At 51.2% G+C, this 5,575-nt stretch carries 7 protein-coding genes; 4 read left to right on the top strand and 3 right to left on the bottom strand.

Features of this window, described 5'->3' with window-relative positions:
* The first annotated feature begins 152 nt into the window (after positions 1-152).
* On the top strand, positions 153-1,061 hold the full coding sequence (gene hemF / locus ACTHUT_RS13215) for an oxygen-dependent coproporphyrinogen oxidase (protein ID WP_250600377.1): 909 nt from the start codon (positions 153-155) through the stop codon (positions 1,059-1,061).
* A gap of 192 nt (positions 1,062-1,253) precedes the next feature.
* Positions 1,254-2,093: a protease HtpX gene (gene htpX / locus ACTHUT_RS13220; RefSeq protein WP_250600376.1), complete on the top strand. Its 840-nt coding sequence runs from the start codon at positions 1,254-1,256 to the stop codon at positions 2,091-2,093.
* A gap of 48 nt (positions 2,094-2,141) precedes the next feature.
* On the opposite strand, the gene hpnC is transcribed toward htpX, so the two are convergent.
* Genes hpnC through miaA form a run of 3 tightly spaced genes read right to left on the bottom strand, consistent with a single transcriptional unit; the run spans position 2,142 to position 4,678 of the window.
* Complete coding sequence (gene hpnC, locus ACTHUT_RS13225) at positions 2,142-2,957, bottom strand: squalene synthase HpnC (protein ID WP_188209656.1); 816 nt, start codon at positions 2,955-2,957, stop codon at positions 2,142-2,144.
* A 53-nt stretch (positions 2,958-3,010) separates the two neighbouring features.
* Positions 3,011-3,733, bottom strand: a complete 723-nt coding sequence (gene tadA, locus ACTHUT_RS13230; protein WP_250600374.1) for a tRNA adenosine(34) deaminase TadA — start codon at positions 3,731-3,733, stop codon at positions 3,011-3,013.
* A 3-nt stretch (positions 3,734-3,736) separates the two neighbouring features.
* Positions 3,737-4,678, bottom strand: a complete 942-nt coding sequence (miaA, locus tag ACTHUT_RS13235; RefSeq protein ID WP_250600372.1) for a tRNA (adenosine(37)-N6)-dimethylallyltransferase MiaA — start codon at positions 4,676-4,678, stop codon at positions 3,737-3,739.
* Between the two features lie 72 nt (positions 4,679-4,750).
* Here miaA and ACTHUT_RS13240 point away from each other — a divergent pair, with 72 nt between their 5' ends.
* Positions 4,751-4,879, top strand: coding sequence for a hypothetical protein (locus tag ACTHUT_RS13240; protein WP_284675697.1), 129 nt, complete (start codon positions 4,751-4,753; stop codon positions 4,877-4,879).
* Between the two features lie 17 nt (positions 4,880-4,896).
* A partial coding sequence (gene bioB, locus ACTHUT_RS13245) for a biotin synthase BioB (RefSeq protein ID WP_440418879.1) occupies positions 4,897-5,575 on the top strand: 679 nt, incomplete at its 3' end.

The following is a 5,575-nucleotide window of genomic DNA, read 5'->3' on the forward strand; positions in this document are numbered from 1 at the left end:
ATCTATTGCCGATGAGTAACGCTTGATTGCAAGATACGCCCATGCAAAAATTTACCCATAATAAAGAAACAGAAAAATAACAATTAGTTTCAACAACTTAAATCATCTTCCGCCATGTCATTTTACAAATACGAAACCATCAAGGATATATCATGCACACAGAATCCGTTCTAACCCTCCTCAAAACACTGCAAAACCAAATCTGCGCCGCGCTGGAGCAAGAAGATGGCGAAGCCAAATTTGTGCATGAAGCATGGACTGGGAAGCTGGGTATCGGCGAAACCCGCGTATTGAAAAACGGCGCAGTATTCGAGCAGGCAGGTGTGAATTTTTCGCATGTAAAGGGAACCCAAATGCCGGCTTCTGCTACGGCCCATCGTCCGGAATTGGCCGGCGCGGCGTTTGAAGCCATGGGCGTGTCGCTGGTCATTCATCCGAAAAATCCTTATGTCCCGACCAGCCATGCCAATGTGCGCTTTTTTATTGCCTATCCTGAAAATGCCGAGCCGGTTTGGTGGTTTGGCGGCGGCTTTGATTTGACGCCGTTTTATCCTTTTGAAGAAGATATCGTGCATTGGCACACAGTGGCTCGGGACGTATGCGCGCCATTTGGCGAATCGGTTTATCCTGAATTCAAACAATGGTGTGACGAATATTTCTATTTAAAACACCGTAATGAAACACGTGGCGTGGGCGGCCTGTTTTTTGACGATTTAAACCGCTGGGATTTCGATACCTGCTTAAATTTTATCAAGGCAGTCGGGGAAGGCTATATCGCAGCGTATCTGCCGATTGTGGCCAAACGCAAAAATACGCCTTACGGAGAACGTGAACGCGATTTCCAACTCTACCGTCGCGGACGCTATGTGGAATTTAACTTGGTTTGGGACAGAGGCACGCTGTTCGGCCTGCAAAGCGGCGGTCGTACGGAAAGCATTTTGATGTCCATGCCGCCTTTAGTACGCTTCGAGTATCAATATGCGCCGGAAGAAGGTTCTCCAGAAGCCGCACTAAATCAATTTTTAGTAGCGCGAGACTGGCTGAAAGAATTCGGAAAATAATATCCGTTTGCAATATAGGCCGTCTGAAAAGCTGTTTTTAATCATAAATACTGCTTTTTCAGACGGCCTTTGCTTCAATTGCTTTGAATTTGCATACCTTTGCCTATTGCGCTGTTTCATCTCTATAGAGTTTTTGAGACAATGCGCCCATATAAAAATCACCTCACAAACCACACTAAAAAGGAATAATCGGTGAAACGCATTTTCTTATTTATCGCAACCAATATCGCAGTTCTGGTTGTCATCCGTGTTATTTTGGCCATCTTGGGCATCAACAGTACCAACCAAGTCGGCAGCCTGTTGGCTTATTCCGCAGTCGTCGGCTTCAGCGGCTCGATTGTCTCCCTGCTGATGTCGAAAACCATCGCCAAACATTCGGTCGGCGCCGTCGTCATAGACCAGCCCCAAAGCGAAGAAGAAGCTTGGCTGTTGGCAACTGTTGAAGCGCAAGCCCGCCAATGGAATCTGAAAACGCCGGAAGTAGCGATTTACGACTCTCCCGAGCCTAACGCCTTTGCAACCGGCGCAACCAAAAACAGCTCGCTCGTCGCCGTCAGCACCGGCCTGCTCGACCACATGACCCGCGATGAAGTCGAAGCCGTTTTGGCGCATGAAATGGCGCACGTCGGCAACGGCGATATGGTAACGCTGACGCTGATTCAAGGTGTTGTGAATACTTTTGTCGTCTTCTTGGCGCGTATCGTTTCCAGCATGGTGGCGCGCAACAATGACGGCAGCACTTCGCAAGGTACATATTTCATGGTCAGCATGGTATTGCAGATCGTATTCGGCTTCCTCGCCAGCATCATCGTGATGTGGTTCAGCCGCCAACGCGAATACCGCGCCGATGCGGGCGCTGCAAAACTGGTGGGCGCGCCGAAAATGATTGCCGCCCTGCAACGCTTAAAAGGCAGCACCAGCGATCTGCCACAAACCATGACCGCAATGGGTATTGCCAGCGAAGCCAAAGATTCTTGGTTCAGCACCCATCCTTCTTTGGACAACCGCATCAACCGTTTGAAAAACCGCTAATCAAAAACATCAAGGCCGTCTGAAACGTCAATTTCAGACGGCCTTTTTTTATTTCTTCATCAAAGCCCGTTTGATGATAATCATCCAGTCTTTCTTATCCAACAGCGGGCGCTGGTTAAACACGTCATATTTGCAACCGTCCAACTTCTGCAAAATCAACTGGCCGCCGACAATAATCATGCGCAGCTCAAAACCGATTCGTCCTTTGAGGGTTTTGCCCAACGGCGAGCCTGCCTTCAGCATTTGAAAAGCACGTTGACACTCATGCGCCATCAGTCGTTGAAAAGCAAAGTCGGCTTTGCCGGCCGCAATCTGCTCTTCGCTGACTTTGAACTTCTGCAAATCTTCTTGAGGGATGTACACGCGACCTTTCTGCCAATCTACCGCCACGTCCTGCCAAAAATTAATCAGCTGCAAGGCAGTGCAAATACCATCGCTTTGCGCCATGCTCACTTCATCGGTTTGCCCGTACAAATGCAGCATAATGCGCCCCACCGGATTGGCGGACAAACGGCAATAGGCAATCAATTCGCCAAAGTTTTCATAACGGGTTTTGACCACATCCTGACTAAACGCCGCCAGCAAATCGTAAAACGGCTGCAACGGTAATTGAAACGGCTCAACCGCTTCGTTGTACAAACGCTGCATCAAAGCCGTTTGCGGTTTCCCGCCTTGTGCAATTCGGTCTAACTCTGCCTTCAGTTCGTCCAGTTGGCGCAGGCGTTCGGCTGCTTCGGCATTGCCTTCGTCGGCAATATCGTCCGCCGTCCGTGCAAAAGCGTAAACGGCGTGAACCGGCTTGCGCAAACGGCGTGGCAGCACAATGGAGCCGACAGGGAAGTTTTCGTAATGATTGACTGACATGGGAAATCCGAAAATTTAAAATAAAGTGTTTTTGCTGACAGGCCGTCTGAAATTCAGACGGCCTTACGTTTGGCCGCAAAGAAATCCTGCAATACGCTTTGGCATTCTTCTGCCAATATTCCGCCCAAAATTGCGGTATGCTTGTTCAGGCGTTTGTCGGCAAACAAATCGACCACGCTGCCTGCCGCGCCGGTTTTGGCTTCGGCCGCACCATAAATCACGCGCCCGACCCGCGCCTGTATCAAGGCAGAGGCGCACATGGAGCAAGGCTCTAATGTGATGTATACGTCGCAATCTTCCAAACGGTAGTTTTGCAAGGCTTTGCCTGCGGCGGCAAGTGCGTTGATTTCGGCATGGTGGCTGACATTGTGGTCGCCAATGCAGGTATTGTGTGCCGCTGCGATTACCTTGCCTTGATATACGATGACTGCGCCAACGGGCACTTCGCCCAATGCCGCCGATTGTCTGGCCTGTTCTATCGCCAGCCGCATAAAGGCTTCCATATCGCTTTGAGAAGGGAAAACGGCAACAGGCGGATGTTTTTTCAAAGCCTCGCCCAGCTCCGTCTTTCTCTCCTCGGAAATATGCTGGACATCCACACCCGAAACCAGCGCAGCCAGTTGCCACAAGGTGCTTTTGGTTACGGTCAAACCCGACGCTTTCAGCAATAGAAATGCGCGGACTGCGCCGATTTCCTGTAAATCTTCCAGTGTACGAATACCCAATTCTTTTAGTGTGGACAATGTTTTAGGGGCAAGTGGTGGCGTAGTCAGCATGGATTATTCCTGAAAATGCTGACGCGCCAAGGCCAAGGCCGTCTGAACATAATCGCTGTCTGCGTAAGGATCTAACGTATGCGCCAAAGGAATTTTCCGCAACCAGGTCAACTGGCGTTTGGCAAGCTGGCGCGTGGCGACAATGCCTTTTTCGACAAAGGTGTCATAATTGGTTTCGCCTTCGAGATAATCCCAAGCCTGACGGTAGCCCACGCAGCGCATAGACGGCATATCGGCATGTAGTTGCGGATAATCGCGGCGTAAGCCGTGCATTTCATCTAGGAAACCGTGTTCCAGCATATTTAAAAAGCGTTTTTCGATTTGGCGGTGTAACAAATGACGGTCTTCGGGGATAAGGGCAACCGTGCATAAATCCAATAAAGGCGCAGCCTGCTTCTGCTCTGTGAAATGTTCGTTCAAAGGCTTGCCGGTCAGAAGATAGACTTCCAAAGCGCGTTCAATACGCTGGCTGTCATTGGCTTTCAGACGGCCTGCCGTCATCGGGTCAACTTCCTGCAAACGGCGATACAGGCCTGCCAGACCGCGTTCGTTCTTTTCCGCCTGAAGTTGTGCGCGCACCGCCGCATCCGCACTGGGCAAATCGTTCAAACCTTCCGTCAGCGCGTGGAAATACATCATCGTGCCGCCGACAATCAAAGGATAGCGACCGCGCGCATGTATTTCGTTCACCAAGCGCACGCAGTCGCCGACAAAATCCGCCGCGCTGTAACTTTCCAGCGGCGAGATAATATCAATCAAATGATGCGGTACGGCAGCAAGCTCTTCGGCAGTCGGCTTGGCTGTACCGATGTCCATGCCGCGATACACCAGCGCGGAATCCAAACTGATGATTTCCACCGACAACGATTGGGCAATATTTAAGGCCAGTGCGGTTTTACCGCCGGCGGTCGGGCCGAGTACGGCGAAAGCTTTGGGCGCGTTCATAAGAAAACGGAAAAATTAAAAATGCGATTATAGCAAACCCGGGCAAGCCATATTTCAGGCCGTCTGAAACATTTGCTCTACATTATCAAAAGCGTTACACTTGCTGCGCCGTTTCAGACGGCCTTTTATATTGATTTCAAACCTGCTGCTGCCGTCATTGCGCCGGCAAGTCAAGCCGTCAGCGACACTGCGTCGCTGTAAACACGAAAGAACACACTATGACCGTATCTCCCGTAGCCTTGCGCCGTCAAACCGAGCGCAAGCCGCATCCGACTGCGCGTTATTGGAAAAAATGCGATGTCGAGGCTTTGTTTGGATTGCCTTTCCTCGACCTCGTTTTCCAAGCCGCCGAAATCCACCGCCAAAACTTCAACCCGTGCGAAATCCAACTTTCCACCCTGCTCTCCATCAAAACCGGCGGCTGCCCCGAAGACTGCGCCTACTGCCCGCAATCGGCACACCACAACACCAATCTAGGTAAAGAGCAGATGATGGATGTGGACGAAATCGTCGAAAAAGCCAAAATTGCCCAATCGCGCGGCGCCAGCCGTTTCTGCATGGGCGCGGCATGGCGTGGCCCCAAACCCAAAGACGTGGCTGTCGTTTCCGAAATCATCAGCGCGGTAAAAAGCTTGGGCATGGAAGTGTGCGGCACCTTCGGCATGCTCGAAGACGGCATGGCTGAAGACTTCAAAAAAGCCGGCCTGGACTACTACAACCACAACCTCGACACCGACCCCGAACGCTACAACGACATCATTCACACGCGAAAACACGAAGACCGCATGGATACTTTGGGCAAAGTCCGCAATGCCGGTTTGAAAGTCTGCTGCGGCGGCATCGTCGGCATGAACGAAACCCGCGCCGAACGCGCAGGCCTGATTGCCAGCCTTGCCA

Source organism: Neisseria sp. P0022.S010 (assembly GCF_051956635.1).

Coding starts and splice junctions, on each gene's coding strand:
- hemF (WP_250600377.1), top strand. CDS start 153: ATGCACACAGAATCCGTTCTAACCCTCCTCAAAACACTGCAAAACCAA.
- hpnC (WP_188209656.1), bottom strand. CDS start 2,957: ATGTCAGTCAATCATTACGAAAACTTCCCTGTCGGCTCCATTGTGCTG.
- tadA (WP_250600374.1), bottom strand. CDS start 3,733: ATGCTGACTACGCCACCACTTGCCCCTAAAACATTGTCCACACTAAAA.
- miaA (WP_250600372.1), bottom strand. CDS start 4,678: ATGAACGCGCCCAAAGCTTTCGCCGTACTCGGCCCGACCGCCGGCGGT.